This window comes from Alteromonas infernus (assembly GCF_902705815.1).
In genome coordinates this window covers 161,384-182,187 of record NZ_CACSIG010000033.1, presented here as the reverse complement: position 1 = coordinate 182,187, position 20,804 = coordinate 161,384, and the positions used below count along the sequence as shown (strand labels likewise).

The window sequence follows — 20,804 nt, the reverse complement described above, 5'->3', positions numbered from 1 at the left end:
GTGGCGAACTATACGGATTTTGCGGCTAATTGGAAGAGCGTAGGCGTCGAAGTCCATCTAGGGAGCAGTTTGCTACCCAAGCAGAAATCGGCTTGCCGTCGTGCATCACCATATTGGGCGCAATTTCAAACAGCGGCACCATGACGAATTCTCGCTCAGCCATTCCATAGTGCGGAATGATTAGGTCGGCAGTATCAATATTTTCACTGCCATATAGCAAAATATCCAAATCGAGGGTCCGAGGGCCCCAGCGTTCGCCTTTGCGCTCACGGCCCTCTTCAAGCTCTATGCGCTGAAGCTGCTTTAGCAGCCCATGAGGCTTCAATGCAGTTTCTATCAAGCATACTGCATTGATGTAGTCTGGCTGATCCTGTGGGCCCATGGGTTTACTAGAGTAAAGTGACGAGGTCTTTAAAACGCGGGTATCTTCTAATTTGCCCATTGCGTCGAATGCTTTTTGGGCTTTACCTTCACTATCGCCAAGGTTACTGCCTACACCAATATATACGTGTTCTTTATGCATCGGGGCCTCGCTTAGCGGGTTTACGCTTGCGTTTGCGAGGGCCGCCTTTGCCGCCACCTTCGCTTTTGCGAAGGGCGTTTAACATGCCCTTCTGTTTGCCGTTATCAGCGTGTTGGAAGTGCGTCCACCACTGCGCTAGCTCTAGTAAGTCGCCACCTTCTACCTGGCCTCTTACTAGTAAAAAGTCATAGCCAGCTCTAAATTTAGGATGTGTTAGCAGTTGGAAAGCGCGGCGTCCAAAACGTTTTGGTAAACGCTGTTGTAAAATCCAGATATCTCGCACCACGGTGGAGAAGCGCTTAGGGATCATAATACGCTGTGTTTGACGGGAAATAACCTCGCCCGACGCAATATTGAATGCATCATGGGCATTTAAGCCAGATTCGCTTTGTAAACGTTGCGACTGTTCTTCAACCGGATACCACAGTAAAGCGGCGTATAAAAATGCCGGCGTAACACGCTGATTACTATTAATACGCTCATCGGTATTAGCTAGCACGCGGCGAACAAACTGCATTTCTCGGCTATTTTCGTCTTTTAAGAATGGCGCCAACTGTGGGAATAGGGGCTCAATTAGTCCGTACTCGTGCAGCATCAAAAAGGTTTCTTCCCCTTTGCCAGATAAAAACAGCTTTAGCGTTTCCTCGAAAAGGCGAGCGGGAGGAATGTTTTGCAGTAGGTTAGCCAGAGGCTTGATGGGTTCTGCGGTTTTTTCTTCAATACGCATACCCAGCTTAACGGCGAAGCGTACAGCCCTTAACATACGTACCGGGTCTTCGCGGTAGCGGGTTTCAGGATCGCCAATAAGCTCAACTTCACGCTTTTCTATAGCGGCTAAGCCGTTTGCAAAGTCTGTTACTGTAAAATCTGCCACGCTGTAGTACATGGCATTGAAGGTAAAGTCGCGGCGTTCTGCATCTTCTTCTATCGAGCCAAATACGTTATCCCTTACGAGCTGCCCGTGAGAGTCCCGTTTCGCTACGACTTTCGCTTTAGGTACATTTTCGTCTTCATCTGACTCTTGATGGTGCCCGCGAAATGTGGCCACTTCAATGATTTCTCGACCAAACACGATATGTGCCAAGCGAAAGCGTCTTCCAATAAGGCGACAGTTTTTAAACAGGCCTTTAATTTGCTCTGGCGTTGCGTTGGTTGCCACGTCGAAGTCTTTGGGCTCGTGCCCCATCAAAATATCGCGCACACAGCCTCCAACCAAATACGATTCGAAGCCTGCTCCATTAAGGCGATACATTACTTTCAATGCATTTGCACTTATGTCTTCACGAGATATACCGTGCTCTCCACGGGTCATTGTCCTTGGCTTTAAAGCGTTAGGTGACGAACTCTCTTTTGAAAAAGCGCGCTTAACAGATTTAAAAACACGATGAATGATGATGGTATCTCCGCAGACTATAAAGGTTCGTTATAATAAGTTGATTCATGCTGTGGAACAATAATTTCGGCTGTTTTCACTACTTTTTTCCTACTCCACATGGAAATTGCCTCATTTAACACGGACTCAACGTTATTAAACGTTGCTGCATCAGGAAAGGAAAAGCCCAAAAAGTGCATTACGCGCACGATATTATCGATAGGTATGCTGTTGTTGACCGGGGCTGCCCGATTTTGTTTGCTTAATTTTCTGCCAGGCGCTACAGCAGCGACTGGGATGTGCCCATACTCAGGCGAAGTAAAACCAAGTGATTGATACACCGCCCGTTGTAAGGGGGTAACATCAATCAAATCACATCCTCTGATAACGTGGTTCACTTGCTGAAACACATCGTCAAGAACAACAACAAGGTTATAAGAAAATAAGCCATCTCTACGCTTTAGCACCACATCCTCAGCATGTAATGCATCAGCGAAAGGCCCGCCCTCAGAAGCGTTAGTTTGCTGGTGGTTAAGTGAAAGCCCGGCGTGGGGCTTAACCTCACCCATAATTACATCGATGAAAGCGTCAAGGGGCACATCAAGTTTTAAACGTACTGCACTATCACCGTTTAACGGGAGGAGTGAACTACCCACGTGTTTATTACGACAGTGGCCATTGTAAACACCGCCCATGGCCTTAATTTGCTTACGCGTACAGGTGCAGTGGTAAGCGCGCTCTTTCGCAATGAGCTCGTCAAGTACAATTTGGTAGCGTGCGTGCTGCTGACTTTGATAAAGCACCTCGTCGTCCCATAGTAATCCGTGGGCTTCGAGCGTGCGAAGTATGTCTTTATCAACGCCGGCTATACAGCGGGGCTCGTCAATGTCTTCCATACGAACCAGCCATTTGCCGCTGTGGCTTTTAGCGTCGAGATAGCTGGCAACGGCAGTTACCAATGAACCGAAGTGAAGTTGGCCAGAAGGTGAGGGAGCAAAACGCCCTACATAACGGTTATGCATAATAAAGGGAGTTAATAAAAAGCCTCATCTTTGTGGGATGAGGCTTTCTGAATTAACATACTCTGGGTTAGTAACTTAACCTTGGAGCTGCTTTTCTTTGATTTCAGCCATAGTCTTACAGTCGATACATAGGTCAGCTGTAGGACGCGCTTCTAAGCGGCGAATACCAATTTCGATACCGCACGAATCGCAAAAGCCGAAATCGTCTTCTTCAATTCGCTTAAGCGTTTTTTCAATTTTCTTTATTAGCTTACGTTCACGGTCTCGTGTACGTAACTCAAGGCTAAACTCTTCCTCTTGAGCTGCACGGTCTACAGGGTCAGGGAAGTTTGCCGCTTCATCCTTCATGTGCGTTACCGTGCGATCAACTTCTTCGCGAAGCTGGTTGCGCCAAGCTTTAAGCAATAGACGGAAGTGTTCTAACTGGGGCTCGCCCATGTATTCTCGTCAGCTTTAGGCTCGTATGGCTGTAAACCTGCCAGCGCTAATAGTCCTAGGGATTTTGTTTCTTTTCCTGTTGGCATGTGCCACATCTCCTACACTACGACATCCATCTTGTCCTGATTGGACCGATATCTATATCAGACTCGACAACTTCAGGCAATCAATCGTGTCTATGTAATTATTATGCTGGTGTGTCTTTTCTTCATTTAGCCAGCTGGCTACCAGCAAACGCATTAGTGCGTTCTCCCACTAAAACAAGGCGCAAATATGAAGGCGAAATGAAAAAAATCAACCTATTTTTTACAAAATTAAAGGGAGTGTTTGATTTAATAGGATTTTTTGTTCGTCTATTATGCAGCTTGCGGCAAGTAAGGATACGCCTGCGTCAGCGGCTTTCTTTACGCTTTCTGCGTAAGTTGGATCAATGTACTCAGCAACTTGAACACTTTCTATTGCTGTATGCTGAACGCAAAACAATAGGCTGGTCTTTATACCACTTTCAGCAAGACGAGCAAGCTCTAAACAATGTTTCGCGCCGCGCTGGGTTACCGCGTCGGGAAAAAAGCCTTTCGAGTTTTCCGCTAAGGTGACGGATTTAACTTCCATATACTCGATTATACCTTGGTGTTGAGCATTTTCGCGCTCAAGCGCAAAGTCGAAGCGACTATTCGCTGTCGGTGGTGTTACTTCTGCTTTCCACCGTGTTATATCAGAAAATTCCTTCAGTACCTTGTTATCGAGTGCTTCCGCCACCAACTTATTAGCATTGTGCGTATTAATGCCGATGAAATGGCCGTCAAAAGTTTGCGCGAGTTCCCATGTGTATTTAAGCTTTCGTTTAGGGTTAGTCGACTCGCTTAGAAACACCGTATAGCCAGGCTCAGCGCAGCCACTCATAGCACCAGTATTAGGGCAATGAGCGGTAACAATAGTACCGTCTTCAAGTTCGACGTCAGCAAAAAAACGCTTGTACCTTTTTATAAGCGTACCGCGTAGTAAAGAAGGTGAAAACTTGTGTCGCCTTTTTAATTAGAGAATGTTAGGCCTTGTTTTATGCCATCGCTGCTAAGCCAATGCCTCGATGGTAAGACGTTTAGTGCTAATACCTTACTTACTTCTAAGTGCAGTAAGGTTAAGGTGGCAAATGGGGTAAAAACCTAGAATATGGCGGCAAAGCATAACAAAGATTTGTGCAAGCGCAATACGCGCTTTCCAGCAACACAACGATGTATAAGGAATAAAATCCAATGGCAGAATTTACTGTTAGCCTTTCGAAAAACAGCGCAGAAGCTGTATGGGGCGAAAGTGCAAAACTTTCTTTTAACGAGTCAGGTGCTGTAATTCACTTACCTGATGACAAGCTAAACGAGCGTCTAATTCAACAAGCGGCACGAAAGCTAGACGGCTTAGGTTTGCCTGCCGTGTCATTAAGCGGTGACTGGCATAAAGAGCAGCAGTGGGCCTTTGCACTTAGTTTTACCCGCGCACGTAAGCCGGCATCAATTAACTGGGCAGAAACCCAAGACAAAGCTGCACTTGAGCAAGAATATGCAGCACTACTTTTCACCCGTCAGCTAGTTAACGATACGCCTGAAGATTTAAGCCCGGTCACCTTAGCAACACGTGCAGCCCAGTGGCTTAAGTCGTTAGGTGGTGACAAGGTTTCATATTCGATGACGGTTGGCGAAGAGCTTAAAGAGCAAGGCTGGATTGGCATTTATAACGTGGGTCGTGGCAGTGAGCGTCCGCCTGCAATGCTTGTTCTAGACTACAACCCAACAGGTAATGCAGAAGCTCCGATAGATGCAGTACTTGTTGGTAAAGGCATTACCTTTGATAGCGGCGGCTATAGCATTAAATCGAGTGAAGGTATGCTAGATATGAAGTGCGATATGGGCGGGGCCGCGACGGTAACCGGCGCGCTAGGTCTAGCTATTACCCAAGGCAGTGAAAAGCGTATTCAGCTAATTCTATGTTGTGCTGAAAACCTCATTAGCGGTCACGCTTATAAATTAGGTGACGTACTTACCTATAAAAATGGCGTAACGGTAGAAGTGGTGAACACAGATGCTGAAGGTCGTTTGGTACTTGCAGATGGCCTGATGGCAGCGACAGAAACTGGCGCACCATTAATTATTGATGCTGCCACACTAACTGGTGCTGCGGTAGTCGCGCTTGGTTCTGACTATCACGGTGTATTCTCACTAGATGACAATGCCCGCGAGCAAATGCTAAAAGCGGCAAAAGAAGAAAACGAGCGTTTCTGGCCACTTCCGCTTGAAGACTTCCATGCAGAGCGCTGTCCATCAGCATTCGCAGACACCGCGAACAGTCGTCCCATGAAAGGTGGCGGCGGCGGCGGTGCTTCTAACGCTGCTGGTTTCTTGTCACGCTTTGTAAAACCAGAAGGCTGGGTGCATCTAGATTTAGCGGCGGCCTATCACGGCGGCGCAACATCTGAAATGCCGGTAGGCGCAACGGCAAAGGGTATTCGTTCAATTGCGCGAATGCTTAATAACTATACCGCCTAAGCGTACTTTTAAACTCAACGCTTAAGTTTGGGCAGCGTGCACATTGATATGGCACGCTTACCTACTAAAGGCGAAAAACGTGACGGTTGAAAAGCGCGGCAGGTAAAAACTCGCGCTTTTCTCATCTACTTAAATACCACCAAGGCGCTCTGCAAGTTGTTTGTAGCGCTCTACATCACCACTATCAAAAAGTGGGTTTCCATCAGTATCCTTATCTTTAGATACTAACAAGCTCTCGCGTTCAAGGCGCTCTACACGCACCTCTTGCACGCCAAGGTATGCTGCCACTTCTTTTACTGTCATCAAACTCATTGCATAGTTTCCTAATTTAGATTGTTATTATTTTGGTTTATACGCCCTATAAAAAAGGGCTAATGAGCGCTATTACATCAAAAGCCCATTCGATAGAACATTAGCTAAACGGTGTAAAATGCTGAAACAGATAATTTGCCTAAACCTTCAATTACACCTTTAGGGTAAATATGCTAATGCTGTGTTTAAAATGAAAATACTTAACATATTTCGTCGCTTATAATATCCCTAAGTTCAAGTTAAGCGCATTTTTGTTAATTTTCGAGCCTTTTTTTACAAGTAAAGCATGAAGGAAAGGCAGAACGTTAAATATTAAGTTAAGCAAAAGAGGCTATTGATAGGAAAAGATGTTTTTAACTTAGGCTGCTTGGTTTACCATTGCGCGCCATCACAGCCAATCTTGGGTTATACTCGTTGGCCTATGCAATCAAACGCTTACACCGGAGATAGTTAAAAATGGATACCTGGTCTGCTGCCATCATGCTCTTTTTGATCATGGACCCGCTCGGTAACTTGCCTGTATTCATGTCGGTGCTTAAATCGATTGAGCCAAAGCGACGCCAATTTATTCTTATTCGCGAGTTACTGTTTGCCCTAGGTATCTTATTTCTATTTTTATTCAGCGGGCAATCTGTGCTTAATTTTTTGAACGTTGAGCAGGAAACCGTCAGCATAGCAGGCGGTATTATTTTGTTTCTTATCGCGCTTAAAATGATATTTCCTTCAACCGGTAACCCCAGCGGATTGGCGGTAGGTGAAGAGCCGTTTCTGGTACCTCTTGCTATTCCTATGATTGCTGGGCCGTCCACATTAGCGGCGCTGATTCTGCTTGCGAATCAGGCACCAGATAGAATGGTTGATTGGTCGATAGCGCTTGCCGCTTCGTGGTCGATAAGCGCTGTTATCCTTTTATTTTCAAATGTATTCCATAAAATTTTAGGGGAGCGAGGTCTAGTTGCTATGGAGCGATTAATGGGTATGATCCTTGTTATGATCGCTATTCAAATGCTGCTTGATGGCGTTACTTCATATTTCATGCATGCCACTGGAGCACTGTAAATGGCAAAGCAAAAACTAAACACATTTGGGCGAGTACGCGCCTTGGAAGGCTGGAAAGCCGTTGCATTTGGTGCTGCATTGCTTGAGCGAATGCTGCCTAACTACACCCTTTTTTGTGACTTAACCGAAAGTGGTGATGCAAGTGCGCTGCGCAATTGCTTAAATCTAGTTTGGGAGACCCTGAAGTCGCCTAAAAGTAAATTCAATATCGCAGTGCAGCTTGAGAAGGTAGAGGTGGCAACACCAGATACCAGTGAATTTGATAACTATGGCGTGTATCCAGCCATCGACGCTGCAATTGGGTTAGCTGGGTTACTCAACTTGATGGCGGGGGATGATCCTCAAGGTGCCGTCGTAATTAGTAAGTTGTCTCAGGGTAGTGTAGAGGCCTACTTACTTGCCACAGAAGAAGCCGACGACGAGAGCGTTAAAGTTCACCCGCTCATGGAATTTGAAGTCGAGGTGCAAAACGAATTGCTCGATTACGTAGAGCAAGCCAAGTATCCAGCGAAAGCGGCAGATGAAATGAAAGCGCTGGCGCTTGAGGCGGGCATTTCTAATATCGGCCTAGAACTTTAATTCGAGGGATGTAGGCAAGCCCCACCCTTTACAAGAAAGCGTTGAGTTTCACCTTAATTACGCCGCGTAACAGATAAACGGTCGCGGCCTAATTCACTTCTATAAGCATATAGCGTAGCGCGCTGGTTTGCTTATCTTTAATAATGTTCCAGTGGGCGGGCAGCAATGGGGTAACGAGAGTGCTTTCGTGCTCTAGGTAAATAACACTGCCGCTTTGTACCAGGTTGTTATCGACGATAGCTGCTAGCGTGGGAGCGACTAATCCTTTTGCGAAGGGCGGATCTACAAAGATAATATCGTAAGGCGCGTCACTGATACCCTTTAATATATTCAAAGCATCACCTTGATGCACCCCTGTTGCCGCGGTATTACTGGCATTAACTAAGGTGAGATTACTTTTCAATTGAGTAGCGGCCTGCTTATCGAGTTCGATAAAGTCGCAGTGTGAAGCATAGCGCGATAGTGCCTCTAAGCCTAAACCGCCAGAACCAGCAAAAACATCAAGGCAACGGGCGTTATTTACGTACGGCATCAACCAGTTAAACAGCGTCTCTTTATTTCTGTCGGTTGTGGGCCTTAAACCTTCTGCATTAAGCACAGGTAGCTTTCTACCTCGCCATTGTCCACCAATAATTCGGATTTGCCCGCTGCTATTTGCACTGGGGGCTCTGGCATTTTTAGAAGAATGACGTTTTTTTGCAGAAGATGTTGCCCGAGTAGGGCGAGAAACTCGCTTCATAGTGGCTGACAATGGTATCATGCGTTCATACAATAGGCGGCAAGTGTAGCCGAATTTGCAAAGAATTTATAAGGATTTGTCCTAACTATGTCGAAACTTTTTGGCTGGTTCAGTAAGAACAAAAAAGCAGAGAAACAAAAAGCGCAAGCCGAAGAAGAGGCGCGCTTAAAAGCTGAAGCCGAAGCAAAGGCTAAAGCCCAGGAAGAAGCGGAAGCTCGCGCTAAAGCTGAGGCAGACGCCCAAGCTAAAGCGCAAGCGGAAGAAGAGGCTCACGCTAAGGCAGAGGCTGAAGCACAGGCGAAAGCCCAAGCGGAAGAAGCTCGCTTAAAGGCAGAGGCTGAAGCACAGGCGAAAGCCCAAGCGGAAGAAGAGGCTCGCGCTAAGGCAGAGGCTGAAGCACAGGCGAAAGCCCAAGCGGAAGAAGAAGCTCGCTTAAAGGCAGAGGCTGAAGCACAGGCGAAAGCGCAAGCAGAAGAAGAGGCTCGCTTAAAAGCTGAAGCCGAAGCTAAAGCCGAAGAAGAAGCGGAAGCTCGCGCTAAGGCCGAGGCAGACGCCCAGACTCAAGTCCAAGACAAACCTAAAGAGAAGAAATCGCTTTTTGCACGGTTAAGAGAAAGCTTATCGCGTACTAAGGAAAATTTAGGTAGCGGCATAGTAAGTCTTTTCAAGGGCAAGGCTATCGATGATGAGCTTTACGAAGACCTAGAAACTCAGCTTTTAGTTGCAGATGTGGGGATGGATACTACGCAGAAGATCATTACTCATCTTACCGACAGCGCGTCGCGCAAAGATCTTAAAGACGCTGAAGCGCTGCTTGAAATTTTAAAGCAACGAATGTCTGGAATGCTGTCGGAAGTTAACCAGCCATTGTCTGATGTTATGCAGGCGCATGACGCAAGCGAGGGGCCGTTTGTTATCTTAATGGTGGGCGTCAATGGCGTAGGTAAAACTACGACTATTGGTAAGCTGGCTAAGCAGTTTCAGCAGCAGGGCAAAAAAGTGATGCTTGCTGCAGGTGATACGTTCAGAGCCGCAGCTGTAGAGCAGCTTCAGGTATGGGGAGAACGCAACGATATTCCGGTTATCGCGCAGCATACGGGGGCAGATAGTGCGTCGGTACTTTACGATGCCCTAGAAGCCGCGAAGTCTCGTGGAACCGATATCTTAATTGCTGATACTGCCGGGCGCTTACAGAACAAAAACAACTTGATGGAAGAGCTTAAGAAAGTGGTTCGCGTAATGAAGAAGATTAATCCAAATGCGCCCCACGAAGTGATGCTAACGTTAGACGCCGGAACCGGCCAAAACGCAGTGAGCCAAGCCAAGTTATTCAACGAGGCAGTAGGCCTAACGGGCATTACGCTTACTAAGTTAGATGGTACAGCGAAAGGTGGTGTTATATTCTCTATTGCCGATAAGTTCAAAATTCCTATAAGGTATATTGGTGTAGGTGAGAGCATCGACGATTTGCGCCAGTTCGACGGGCAAGAATTTATCGATGCATTGTTTAGCGAAATGGAAGCACCTGAAAGCTAAAACCAGCGAAGCGGTAGGGAACAAGAATGATAAAGTTTGAGCAGGTAAGCAAAACCTATCCGGGCGGTCAGCGCGCGCTTAGTAAAGTGAACTTTCACATTGCGCCAGGGGAAATGGCCTTTTTAACAGGGCACTCTGGGGCAGGAAAAAGTACCCTTCTCAAACTTATCAGCCTTATGGAGCGACCCACAGTTGGTCGCGTTCTGATTAACGGTCACGATCTCAATACTATTACCCGCCGAGACATTGCCTATATTCGACGAGATATCGGCATGATTTTTCAAAGCCATCAGCTTTTGATGGATAAGTCGGTTTTTGACAATGTGGCACTCCCTCTGGTTATTGAAGGTTATACCCACAAAGAAATTCGCAAGCGCGTGGAAGCCGCTCTCGAAATGGTGGGCCTTAGAGATAAAGCGCGCTGTTTGCCTATTACGCTATCGGGCGGTGAGCAACAGCGGGTGGGGATAGCACGTGCCGTGGTCAACAAGCCGCCTCTGCTTTTAGCCGATGAGCCCACAGGTAACCTAGACCCCAAACTATCCATGGAGATTATTCGCCTTTTTGAAGACTTCAATCAGGCAGGCGTATCAGTCTTAATTGCAACCCACGATTTAGGGCTTATTGCTCGCATGCGATATCGCACGCTAACCCTTAAAAATGGACAAATGATTACCGATGGCTTGACCGATGATCTTTCAAATGGAAGTGCTAAAGGAGATTGGTCATGAGCATTTTGTTTAAAGGCCGTGCACATGGGGCGACTGCCGCCAAAGTGGGTGTTGTTCAATCTATTGTTATGTTCTTCGTAAGTCATGTGCGTCAAGCGCTCTCTAGTTTAGGGGAGTTGTGGCGTCAGCCGGTCGCTTCACTGATGACTATTGGTGTATTGGGTTTAAGTATTACTTTACCGAGTACCCTTTATATTATGGTAAAAAATACGGAAAAGATTACCGCAGGCTGGGATCAAGCCTCCGAGATTTCTCTATTTCTAAAACCCACTATTAATGCCGCAAGCTCGCAACAGTTGGTGGCAAGGCTAAACACTTGGTCTGAAATCGATAGCGTGGTTTACATTCCTGCCGATGATGCCCTAAAAGAGTTTCAGCATCTATCCGGTTTAGGTGATGCGATTGCCTACTTAGAGAAAAATCCGCTACCTGATGTTGTATTAGTAACACCGTCGTTAAAGCATGCATCGCCGACAGCAGCACAAGCCTTGCTCGATAAACTTCGTCAACAGCGGGAAGTGGACATAGGAAAATTGGATATAGAATGGCTGGAGCGCTTGTACGCCGTTATTGATATTGCAAGAGAGTTAGTAACCTTAATTGGCTTGCTCTTATTTATTGCCGTTGTGCTTATTATCGGTAACACCATTCGCCTAAATATACTCAATAAATATGACGAGATTGTCGTTATGAAGCTCGTTGGTGCGACCGATGCATTTATTCATCGCCCTTTCCTATACACAGGCTTCTGGTATGGGCTACTTGGTGGGTTAATGGCGTGGTTTGCGGTGATTATCATTTTGTGGTGGATGGATAGCAGTATAACGACGTTTGCGGCTATGTATCAGAAAGACTTCAATATTACAGGCTTAACCGGTACCGCCTTACTGGCCATGCTGGGGTTGTCTGTACTTCTTGGCCTCTTGGGCTCGCTTATCTCGGTGCAGCGTCACGTAAGAGATATAGAGCCCAAGTAACGTAGAGCGGCAGCTATGCCGTCGCTCTTGGATAGTGTGAAGAGATAGCACTGCGTACACCATTACCCCAAACAATAGCTTGGTTATAAAGCATATGGAGCTGCTTCTGGTCGATGTTAATCACTTTGGCCTGCTTAATAACGTTCATCCACAGCGCGCTTTCAAAAGCGCGAACCAACGTCATATAGCTATTTAGCTCTAGGTTTTTGCCAAGTAATGCGTCGTTCACTTCGTCAGAAAGAGGCAGTTGCTTTAAAATATCGGTCATAGATTGGTCGAGCAGCCCTTCAAGCAGGGAAAACAAACCTACTAAAAACGAAATAGGCGGATTGTTTTTAATTCCCCTGCGTTCGGCTAACAAGTCAAAGAATTTAGCGCGCACCAACGACATATGGATAATTTCTAAGGGTTTATCATCCCCTAAGTTGGTCAAACTCAGCAAGGCGATAAATTTCTTTATCTCAACTTCACCCATGTAATTTAGCGCGTGCTTTAATGACGTGATCTTGTAACGTTTGTTGATAGTGGGGTTATTAATAAACTTAAGCACCAAAAAGCTTAACGTTGCGTCGCGTTCAATAATGTGGCTTATGCGCTCAATATTAAAGTTGTTGTTCGAACTTTCGCCCATTAAGTCAACGATGTTCATTTTAGAGGCGGGTAGCTGCCTTGAAATGCGTGCCTCGGGTTGTGAGAAAAAGTAGCCTTGGAAGAAATCGAAGCCTAAGTCCACACAGGTTGAAAAGTTGTCTTGTGTATCGACCTGTTCAGCCACTAGCTGTACGTTAGCGTCGTGATAGCGCGGAATGTGCTTCTCGATGGTTTCAAAGCGAGTTTTGGTTACATCTACTTTCACGATATCGATAAGAGGGAAAATGTCGTGTGTCGCGCCAACCATCATGGGGTCGTCTATTGCCAGTTTGAAGCCCATCTGTTTAATGTGCTGACAAGCTTCAAATAATCCGCTGGTGTTTTCTGTAGGGTCGGCAAGTTCAACCACCACCGACTCTGGGTTAAACGTGGTAGGGAAGCGCGATATAAGTGTGTCAGAGGAAAACGTAATGAAAGATGTCTTTTCTCCGCTGATATCATCAAGACCCAAAGGGTGAAAATGCTCAGAAATGTACTTTGCTTTTTCTTCATTATGTTCTGGGTAAGCGCCAGCTTTACCATCTCTGAACAACAGTTCGTAGGCAAAGACACTTTTGCTTTTATCTAAAATAGGCTGACGAGCTATAAACGCGAACATAATCTAATCCTGAAGAAAAACGGTTTGAAATCGCTTTTACGATGGTTTTAAGATGGCTTAGGAAATCCTAAGCCACGCTCTAGTGTATGATATGTAAGCGTTATCTAACAACTATTCAATCATTAATTTGCAATCAAACAGTATGTAAGGGGAGTTACTTTTCGTTTAGTGCTGATTGATGGATGTGTTTGGCCCACTTAATTGCTTCGTTATAGTAGCTGTGTAGAAGACTCTGCTTAATATTGTATTTGGCAGCGAATTGTTGAATTCCCGCCCATTTAGCTCGTTCAAAAAACTGTGCAAGGGTCAGACAATGGCGAAGCATGCCAGGGTTGCCACACAGTGCGCCTTTTACATCATCACTAATTGGAACTTTACTTACTAGATCATCAATACGCTGCTCCATCATGGCGTCGAGTAGCGACAAGAGACCGGTTAAAAAACCTTTTAACGGGTTATCGGAGTCTTTTAGCTCGGTAAATACAAGTTCACAAAACTTCGCTCTAACTAATGCCATTTGCATAAGTTCAGAGGGTTGACCATCGCTCAAATTGGCAAGGGCAAGCAGCGAGATAAACTTCTTCACTTCAACTTCGCCCATAAAGGTAAGCGCGTGTTTTAGCGAAGTAATCTTATGCCGCTTATTAACCATAGGATTATTGATAAAGCGCAAAAGCAAATAGGTTAGCGATGGATCGCGCTCAATAATTTTGTTCACTTCATCGAAATCGAGCTTCGCTTGGCTGCTTAGCGTGAGCAGCTCCATCATGGTTAGGCTGCTTGGCCCTAACTTTCTGTGCTTAACAATTTCTGGCTTTGCTAAAAAGTAACCTTGAAAATAGTCAAAGCCCATTTCCTTAAACGTGTTGTACTCTTCGTACGTTTCGATCTTCTCTGCTACCAACTTAATGTTGTTAGCTTTAAAGCGTTCTACGAGTGCAGGGATTTTTTCGTGAGGAATTTCGGTAATGTCTATTTTACTATGCTGGTAAAGGGAATAAAGGCCTCCCATTTACCTTTCATATCGTAGTCGTCAAGCGCAATAGGGTAGCCCAGCCCACGAATGTGTTTACAGGCTGCAACGAGCGCATCATCAACGTCTACGGTCTCTACAATCTCAATCACCACCTTGCTGGCATCTAAAGATGTAGGGAAGCGAAACATAAGGGTATCGCGATGAAAATTTATAAACGCTTTTTTATCGCCGGTGATCTCTTCGATACCTAAACTTAGATGCGTCGAGGTGAGTATCTTTGACGTAGCTTCATCAGGCGGAATATCAGGAAAACAGTTGTCTTCGCCGATGCGAAAAAGCAATTCATAGGCGTAAACTTCTCGGTTTACATCGAATATGGGCTGTCTAGCGACGTAAGCAAACATTCAAATCCTCTTTGCTTTACTTGCCTTACTCCTTTCCTTAAGTATTTCCCTTCCAGTTTCTTATAATTATTGTCTGGAAAATGCTGTACAGCGGTTGTAGTGCAAAATCGATTAATACAATCTATTATTTTCAGTTTCCAGTATGAAAAGCAAGGTCTAACATAGGTTAATTGAATTTTATGCGTAAAATCTTATGTTTCTGGGTTGCGTTTCGGTACCCTTGCAAGCAATACAATCGTTAGAATTCATACCCGTGAGATTAGTTCTGACCTTAAGGGGTGTAATTAAAGTATAATGATCCCGTGGTTAAATGACCGACCCAACACCGCTACAAGGCCGTTTTTGTGGTGGTATTCGATATGAGGTTGTAAGCTTTTCAGGCTAAGTGTTAGCTAACTAACAGCACTATTTATAGTGCTACTGCAACCTAAGCCAATCTTACCTTTACGAGAGTAATGCCAAAGATTGAAAAATTGAACTTTTTTTCATAGTTCTAGTCTTGATATTGTAGGAATAGTCACTATACCTACACATTGGTTAAACTTTGTATCTTAATTAGGTCTCGCGCAGCTTCGGTTACTTTGCTAATATGAAGCGGCAATAAATGAGGTGAACAATGAGCAACAATTTGCAATCTATGGCCCTGTCAGTGCCACACAGCGGTAGCATTGAAGGCTACATCCAAGCTGTAAGCAGCATTGATATGCTTAGCGCTGAGGAAGAGCGCGAGTTGGCAGTGCGCCTTCGCGAAGACGAAGACTTACAAGCCGCTCGTAAGCTGGTAATGTCACATCTTCGTTTTGTAGTGCACATTGCAAAATCTTACTCAGGTTATGGCTTACCCCAAGCCGACTTAATTCAAGAAGGCAATATTGGTCTGATGAAAGCCGTTAAACGCTTCGACCCAACAGTGGGCGTACGTTTGGTTTCTTTCGCGGTACATTGGATCAAAGCCGAAATTCACGAGTTTGTACTTAAGAACTGGCGAATAGTTAAAGTTGCGACCACAAAAGCGCAGCGCAAACTGTTTTTCAACCTGCGTAAGGCCAAAAAACGCCTGGGTTGGTTCACACACGACGAAGTACAAACCGTAGCAAATGAACTTGGTGTGAGTACAAAAGAAGTGCTTCAAATGGAAGCTCGTATGAGCAGCCAAGATCAAGCGTTTGATCTAAGTGCGGATGAAGATGAAACGGGCAACTTTGCGCCTGTTCAATTTCTTGAAGATAAATCTTCAGACGTTGAAACTGACGTAATTAATAATGACTGGGATACAGCGGCGAGTAAGCGTTTGTACTCAGCGATTAAAACGTTAGATGATCGCAGCCAAGACATTATCGAGACGCGTTGGTTAGCAGATAATAAAATCACGCTACAAGACTTGGCTGATAAGTATCAGGTGTCTGCAGAGCGTGTTCGTCAAATCGAAAAGAACGCGATGAAAAAACTTCAAGCAGCTATGGTCGCATAGCAACGTCGATAAAGACTGAATTAAATAAAAAGCGCCTTAACGGCGCTTTTTTTATGGTTGCTATCAAACGCTATAAAACGGCGGGCTTATTAGTGCCGTTACTCTTCCTCGTTTTTTGAAGGAGGTAGTACGTAAAATACGCCTTCAAATTCAGCCACTGGGGTATCGCCATCTAATATGGCTACGCTAAGTTCAAAGCGGGCTTTGTTGTCGTTTTCCAATGGCTTAAACTTACCTGATAGGGTTTCAATATTGCAGATTGCTCTTGGCTTCATGGTAATAGGCTTGTGATAGTGAATATCACCATCGCCCAGTACAATATCGCCATCTAGCCCGCGCTCTTTAAGCTGTAGATAAATCATTCCCCAACCAGTTAATGTGGCTAAAGAAAAGATACTGCCTGCAAACATGGTACCGTGAATATTGATGTTCTTGTTTAGCGAGGCGCGGGTTTCAAGGGTTCTGCCTGTGTATTGGTATAGCTTAATTCCCATGTGTTCGGTGATCGGAATGGTTTCTGACCATGTTTCCTGTAGTGATTTGCACCACTTAGGATGAAGAATAAGGGAGTTATTTTCGGTAAACTTTTTTACCATCTGTTGGCGTTTTAGCATACCTAGTTCATTAGGTGCTTCACGCTCAATTTCAAAACCACAGGAGCTGAAGAAGTCGATGGAAATTTCACGACTATTCGTTACTGCTCGCTCAGCACCTAAATCTTTGGCTACATTTTCAAGCGCAGCCATGATCATCTGACCTAAACCCTTGCGCTGATGGTCCGAATGAACCGCAATGTGACGAATCTGCGCTTCTTCTGCGGTATTCAAATGTACGCGGCCACAGGCCACGATGTCGCCCTTTCGATTGGTGATAATACGGTGTTCTGCAACTTGCTCATATTCATCTTTTTCAGAGCCTGGAGGGAAGTTCCATGGCTGGCGCAAATGCTCCCACCGAAAATGAAAATAGGCTTCAAACTCGGCGTCGCTTTTAGGTGTGACTACCTTGTACAAAATAAACCGGCCTTTTTTAAAAAGTGAATGTGTAGGAGACGTTGTATTTAAAATACCTTTTCATTTGCATGGCGATTATACAAAGCAAAAGCGTAAACAATATCCGCGTCTATTTAAACGTAAGAACACAAGAGGTACAAGCTTAATTATGTAAGCAAGTGTGGGTGGCTTAAGTGAATAGCGGCTCTTTCTGTGCTTAAGTTTACTACACGTTAAACTGAAAGGTTACAGGCCCGTCGTTAACAAGGCCTACTTGCATGTCTGCACCAAACTCGCCGGTAGAAACAGCCATACCTTTTGCTTTAAGGGCGTGAACGAACTTTTTGTAAATGGCTTCACCGTGCTCAGGCGTCGCGCCACGAGAGAACCCAGGTCGATTTCCTTTTTGCGTATCTGCAACAAGGGTGAACTGAGATACAACCAGTATTTCCCCACCGACTTGCTCAATATTCAGGTTCATTTTGCCGTCTTCATCACTAAACATTCGATAACGGCATAGTTTGTTGGCGAGCTTTTCAATCTCGGCATCGCCGTCTTCTTTTTCAACGCCCAGCAGGACTAGCATGCCTTTGCCAATTTCACCGATAACTTCACCTGCTACAGTAACATTGGCTTCTGATACGCGTTGAATTAGTCCTATCACTTAGATGACTCCTGAAGAAAGCGTGACATATCGCGGGTAGCACGACAAAGGGCATAGCCAATGCTCGGCTCAGAGGTACTGTGTCCCGCATCGGGAATGATTTGTAATTGACTTTGAGGCCACGCCTTATGAAGGGTTTCCGCGGCTTCTGTTTTACAAATCATATCGTAACGACCGTGTATGATCGTGCCCGGAATATGACTTATTTTACCTATGTTTTCAAGAATATAGTTTTCATCTAAAAAGCACTTGTTAGACAAGAAATGACACTCTAGTGTGGCTAAACAGGTGACAAGATGCATAGGGTAGTTGGACGTGGAGTCTCCCACACCAGGTGGGAGAGATAGTCGTGAAAGGCGTTCCTCCCATTGATACCAGCGTTTTAATGCGGCGTGGCGTAGTACATCGTTACTGGAGCGCACCATCGCGCTATAAAAGTCGCAAACTGCGCTTGAAGTGACTGGCGTTGGCACGTCTTTGGTAAATCGTCGGTAATGTTCGGGAAACAACTGGGCGGCACAGCCTGAAGGAGATAAAAACCAATCCCGGTCCTCTTGCCTTGCAAGAAAAACGCCTCGAAGAATAAGGCCGGTAACATGAGCGGTATACTTAAGTGCGTAAAGTAACGCTAACGTCGAGCCCCACGAGCCGCCAAATAAGAGAAACTTTGGAATGTTAAGGTGAGTTCTGAGGGCCTCGATGTCTTCAACATTTAACCAAGTGTCGTTATTAAGTGTATCTGCGATGGGAGTTGAGCGGCCGCATCCGCGCTGTTCATAACCGATAATGCGGTACTTATTGCTATCAAAAAAGCATTTGTAATTTGGAGGTAAGCCTGCGCCGGGGCCGCCGTGGATAAAAAGCACGGGGATACCGTTTGGATTACCACTTTGCTCGAAGTAAAGCGAATGCCCACTTCCTACTTCGATAAATCCATTCTCATAGCAGGTAACATCGGGGTAAAGTCGTTTCATTTTGTTTCTGCGCGTTGTGTGAGTGCCTGTTATAGTTTAGTTTATTGTTATACGAACGTTTGCATGCTGACTGCTTCAACGCTGTTTATACTTAAACCTTAAACGCTAAGTGTATACTTTAGAATAAGTGTCATTACGTGCTAGCTAATCATATTATAGTAAGAAATGCGAGGATGTTTATATGGCAGGTCAAGGATCGGGCGGTAATGTAATTGCCGCAATATGTAACTTTTTTATTCCTGGTTTGGGTCACTTGGTTCAAGGCAGAATTTTGGGCGCACTGTTTTACTTTATAACAGTAGGTGTTTGCTATGCCCTAGCGGCAACGGTAGTACTTGCTATTGTTTTTTGGCCGCTAGGCGCCATATTACATTTGATAAGTATCATTAGCGCAGCGCGCTTTAGAGGTGGAGTAACCGCATGAAACTAGTTGCATCAGCATTTGTTGCTATGCTTGCCCTTGGCGGGTGTCAGTCTGCATATTACGCAGCGTGGGAAAAGGTAGGCGTTGAAAAACGCGATATCTTAGTTGACCGCGTAGAAAACGCAAAAGAGTCTCAGGAAGACGCACAGGAGCAATTCAGTTCAGCCCTGGAAGCTTTTAGTGCGGCGGTTGCTTTTGACGGCGGAGAGTTAGAAGAGGTTTACGACCGCCTGAACGGTCAGTACGAAGACAGTGTGGCAGCCTCAGAAGAGGTTAGCGCGCGTATCGACAAAGTGGAAAGCGTTGCTGAAGCGCTGTTCGACGAATGGTCAGAAGAGCTTGATAAGTACGAGAATGCTTCGCTTAAACGCGATAGTGCAGCTAAGCTTCGCGAAACCCAGCGTCGTTATACCTCGTTGATGAAAGCTATGCGCAAAGCTGAAAGTAAAATGCCCCCAGTACTTAATGCGCTTCAAGACAATGTGCTGTATTTAAAACACAACTTAAATGCAAGCGCGATTGGTGCGTTGCAAGGCGAGCTTTCAACTATTGAGAACAATGTAGCCCAACTTATTGGGCAAATGAACTCTGCAATTGCCGAGTCGGACGCCTTTATTGCGTCTATGAAAAATTAGTTGTTGAAGACATTTCATGTAAAAGGGAGCGCACGCTCCCTTTTTTATTGGCTTATTCCCTGTCGTAAATAGCGTTAATGCTCTTACCACTTGTAATGTGAAGCTTGTAAGCAGAAGTGGTGTAGTCACCTTTTAATTCTGCCTGCGCTTTTCTTTACTACTGGTGGCGAAAAAACGCGATGCCTATAAACGCGGGTGTGCTAAAGAATATTACTCTTTTGGGACTTTTCGAGGCGCGTGTTCTGCTTTTTTATTTTCAAAAGCTTCGCCTAGACTACAGGTAAATTCCGCACCAAATAATACGATTATCCAAGATAAGTACACCCATAAGAAAAGAATAGGTACTACGGCAAGCGCACCATAAATCAGCTCGTATGAAGGAAAGTTGGTGACGTAAAGGGCAAAACCAGATTTTGTAATTTCAAAGGCAATGGTAGCAACAATGGCACCTACAAAGGCATGTCGGGCGTAGACTCTTCTGTTCGGCACCACCATGTATAAAATAGCAAAAGCCAACAAGGCAGCACCGCTAGGTACAAGGCTTAATAAAAAGGTTCCTAAACCAGGGGTGTATTCTTCAGTAAACGCTGCCAGCCCGGTTAGGTAGGAGCTTACCACCACACTTGAGCCAATGAGCATGGGGCCAAGGGTGATAACCATCCAATAAATAGCAAAGGTATAAACAATAGGACGATCGCTTTGCGTGCGCCAAATTCTGTTGAGCGTTTTGTCCACGTTGGATATCAGCATTAATGCGACAACCAAAAGAGATAAAATACCGATGGCGCTCATTTGAGACGCGTTACCTACAAAATCTGTCATGTACTTGTGCACAACATCGCTCGCGGTAGGCACGAAATTACTAAAGACAAAGTGTTCAAGCTTACTTCTTACTGAAGCAAAGGCGGGAAAGGCCGACATGATGGTAAAAGTCACCATGATAAACGGTACTAAAGATAACAACGTTACATAAGCTAAGTGCCCGGCAGAAATAGTAATGTTGTCCTCTTTACAGCGTTTTATAAAAATACCGAAAAGGTCCCTTAATTGTGGGGCAACGTTGTTATAAAAGGTTTTAACCTTATCTAAATCCACTCAACTTCTCCTGAAGATAGCGTCTGTCGCTTAAAATGTGCGAAAAATAGTGGCCATATGATGGGAGGCCTATAGGTGTGGATAGTTCAATACAC

General features: G+C 45.2%; 19 protein-coding genes and 3 pseudogenes. 9 read left to right on the top strand and 13 right to left on the bottom strand.

What is annotated here, in order from left to right:
• Nucleotides 1–25: 25 nt before the first annotated feature.
• From folK to sfsA, 5 genes and pseudogenes are all read right to left on the bottom strand, one after another.
• Entirely contained in the window at nucleotides 26–523 is a 498-nt protein-coding gene (folK, locus tag ACX5J7_RS09665) for a 2-amino-4-hydroxy-6-hydroxymethyldihydropteridine diphosphokinase (protein ID WP_012519846.1), read from the bottom strand.
• On the bottom strand, nucleotides 516–1,835 hold the full coding sequence (gene pcnB / locus ACX5J7_RS09660; protein ID WP_015068288.1) for a polynucleotide adenylyltransferase PcnB: 1,320 nt from the start codon (nucleotides 1,833–1,835) through the stop codon (nucleotides 516–518). Before pcnB ends, folK begins: the two co-directional genes overlap by 8 nt.
• Before the next feature lie 98 nt (nucleotides 1,836–1,933).
• Nucleotides 1,934–2,917: a tRNA glutamyl-Q(34) synthetase GluQRS gene (gluQRS, locus tag ACX5J7_RS09655; protein ID WP_278382853.1), complete on the bottom strand. Its 984-nt coding sequence runs from the start codon at nucleotides 2,915–2,917 to the stop codon at nucleotides 1,934–1,936.
• Nucleotides 2,918–2,992: 75 nt separating this feature from the next.
• Nucleotides 2,993–3,441 (bottom strand): annotated as a pseudogene (gene dksA, locus ACX5J7_RS09650) (RNA polymerase-binding protein DksA).
• 220 nt (nucleotides 3,442–3,661) lie between these two features.
• Nucleotides 3,662–4,375 (bottom strand): annotated as a pseudogene (gene sfsA, locus ACX5J7_RS09645) (DNA/RNA nuclease SfsA); the annotation flags it as partial.
• Between the two features lie 233 nt (nucleotides 4,376–4,608).
• Here sfsA and pepB point away from each other — a divergent pair.
• The gene (gene pepB / locus ACX5J7_RS09640; RefSeq protein WP_020744417.1) at nucleotides 4,609–5,892 is read left to right on the top strand and encodes an aminopeptidase PepB; all 1,284 of its coding nucleotides are present in this window, start codon (nucleotides 4,609–4,611) and stop codon (nucleotides 5,890–5,892) included.
• 129 nt (nucleotides 5,893–6,021) lie between these two features.
• Here pepB and ACX5J7_RS09635 read toward each other — a convergent pair whose 3' ends face one another.
• Nucleotides 6,022–6,204 (bottom strand): hypothetical protein, encoded by a 183-nt coding sequence (locus ACX5J7_RS09635; RefSeq protein WP_012519852.1) that lies wholly within the window; start codon nucleotides 6,202–6,204, stop codon nucleotides 6,022–6,024.
• A gap of 456 nt (nucleotides 6,205–6,660) precedes the next feature.
• Here ACX5J7_RS09635 and ACX5J7_RS09630 point away from each other — a divergent pair, with 456 nt between their 5' ends.
• Nucleotides 6,661–7,263 (top strand): YhgN family NAAT transporter, encoded by a 603-nt coding sequence (locus ACX5J7_RS09630; protein WP_012519853.1) that lies wholly within the window; start codon nucleotides 6,661–6,663, stop codon nucleotides 7,261–7,263.
• The gene (locus ACX5J7_RS09625; RefSeq protein ID WP_024017107.1) at nucleotides 7,264–7,842 is read left to right on the top strand and encodes a YjaG family protein; all 579 of its coding nucleotides are present in this window, start codon (nucleotides 7,264–7,266) and stop codon (nucleotides 7,840–7,842) included.
• An 88-nt stretch (nucleotides 7,843–7,930) separates the two neighbouring features.
• Here ACX5J7_RS09625 and rsmD read toward each other — a convergent pair whose 3' ends face one another.
• Nucleotides 7,931–8,602, bottom strand: coding sequence for a 16S rRNA (guanine(966)-N(2))-methyltransferase RsmD (gene rsmD, locus ACX5J7_RS09620; protein WP_498706980.1), 672 nt, complete (start codon nucleotides 8,600–8,602; stop codon nucleotides 7,931–7,933).
• Nucleotides 8,603–8,668: 66 nt separating this feature from the next.
• Between rsmD and ftsY the strand changes: the two genes are divergently transcribed.
• Genes ftsY through ftsX form a run of 3 tightly spaced genes read left to right on the top strand, consistent with a single transcriptional unit; the run spans nucleotide 8,669 to nucleotide 11,825 of the window.
• On the top strand, nucleotides 8,669–10,117 hold the full coding sequence (gene ftsY, locus ACX5J7_RS09615) for a signal recognition particle-docking protein FtsY (protein WP_498706979.1): 1,449 nt from the start codon (nucleotides 8,669–8,671) through the stop codon (nucleotides 10,115–10,117).
• Nucleotides 10,118–10,143: 26 nt separating this feature from the next.
• Complete coding sequence (ftsE, locus tag ACX5J7_RS09610; protein ID WP_015068281.1) at nucleotides 10,144–10,848, top strand: cell division ATP-binding protein FtsE; 705 nt, start codon at nucleotides 10,144–10,146, stop codon at nucleotides 10,846–10,848.
• On the top strand, nucleotides 10,845–11,825 hold the full coding sequence (gene ftsX / locus ACX5J7_RS09605; protein WP_015068280.1) for a permease-like cell division protein FtsX: 981 nt from the start codon (nucleotides 10,845–10,847) through the stop codon (nucleotides 11,823–11,825). Before ftsE ends, ftsX begins: the two co-directional genes overlap by 4 nt.
• Before the next feature lie 13 nt (nucleotides 11,826–11,838).
• Here the strand turns inward: ftsX and ACX5J7_RS09600 are convergent, their stop codons facing one another.
• Both ACX5J7_RS09600 and ACX5J7_RS09595 read right to left on the bottom strand, forming a co-directional pair.
• Nucleotides 11,839–13,074: an EAL and HDOD domain-containing protein gene (locus tag ACX5J7_RS09600; protein ID WP_015068279.1), complete on the bottom strand. Its 1,236-nt coding sequence runs from the start codon at nucleotides 13,072–13,074 to the stop codon at nucleotides 11,839–11,841.
• Between the two features lie 154 nt (nucleotides 13,075–13,228).
• A pseudogene (locus ACX5J7_RS09595) lies at nucleotides 13,229–14,454 on the bottom strand (EAL and HDOD domain-containing protein).
• 616 nt (nucleotides 14,455–15,070) lie between these two features.
• Between ACX5J7_RS09595 and rpoH the strand changes: the two are divergent.
• Nucleotides 15,071–15,925, top strand: a complete 855-nt coding sequence (gene rpoH / locus ACX5J7_RS09590; protein ID WP_012519861.1) for an RNA polymerase sigma factor RpoH — start codon at nucleotides 15,071–15,073, stop codon at nucleotides 15,923–15,925.
• Nucleotides 15,926–16,023: 98 nt separating this feature from the next.
• Here the strand turns inward: rpoH and ACX5J7_RS09585 are convergent, their stop codons facing one another.
• The 3 genes from ACX5J7_RS09585 to pip all read right to left on the bottom strand — a co-directional run bounded on the left by ACX5J7_RS09585 (nucleotide 16,024) and on the right by pip (nucleotide 18,555).
• Entirely contained in the window at nucleotides 16,024–16,938 is a 915-nt protein-coding gene (locus ACX5J7_RS09585) for a bifunctional GNAT family N-acetyltransferase/hotdog fold thioesterase (RefSeq protein ID WP_015068277.1), read from the bottom strand.
• A 205-nt stretch (nucleotides 16,939–17,143) separates the two neighbouring features.
• The gene (gene dtd, locus ACX5J7_RS09580; protein ID WP_015068276.1) at nucleotides 17,144–17,581 is read right to left on the bottom strand and encodes a D-aminoacyl-tRNA deacylase; all 438 of its coding nucleotides are present in this window, start codon (nucleotides 17,579–17,581) and stop codon (nucleotides 17,144–17,146) included.
• Nucleotides 17,578–18,555, bottom strand: coding sequence for a prolyl aminopeptidase (gene pip, locus ACX5J7_RS09575; protein WP_012519864.1), 978 nt, complete (start codon nucleotides 18,553–18,555; stop codon nucleotides 17,578–17,580). The genes dtd and pip overlap by 4 nt, the downstream gene beginning before the upstream one ends.
• 181 nt (nucleotides 18,556–18,736) lie before the next feature.
• Between pip and ACX5J7_RS09570 the strand changes: the two genes are divergently transcribed.
• Both ACX5J7_RS09570 and ACX5J7_RS09565 read left to right on the top strand, forming a co-directional pair.
• A complete protein-coding gene (locus ACX5J7_RS09570) occupies nucleotides 18,737–18,979 on the top strand; it encodes a hypothetical protein (protein WP_014950983.1) in 243 nt (80 codons plus the stop codon).
• A complete protein-coding gene (locus ACX5J7_RS09565) occupies nucleotides 18,976–19,614 on the top strand; it encodes a DUF2959 domain-containing protein (RefSeq protein ID WP_024017102.1) in 639 nt (212 codons plus the stop codon). Before ACX5J7_RS09570 ends, ACX5J7_RS09565 begins: the two co-directional genes overlap by 4 nt.
• Nucleotides 19,615–19,824: 210 nt before the next feature.
• Here ACX5J7_RS09565 and ACX5J7_RS09560 read toward each other — a convergent pair whose 3' ends face one another.
• Entirely contained in the window at nucleotides 19,825–20,709 is an 885-nt protein-coding gene (locus tag ACX5J7_RS09560; RefSeq protein WP_012519867.1) for a virulence factor BrkB family protein, read from the bottom strand.
• Nucleotides 20,710–20,804 lie beyond the last annotated feature (95 nt).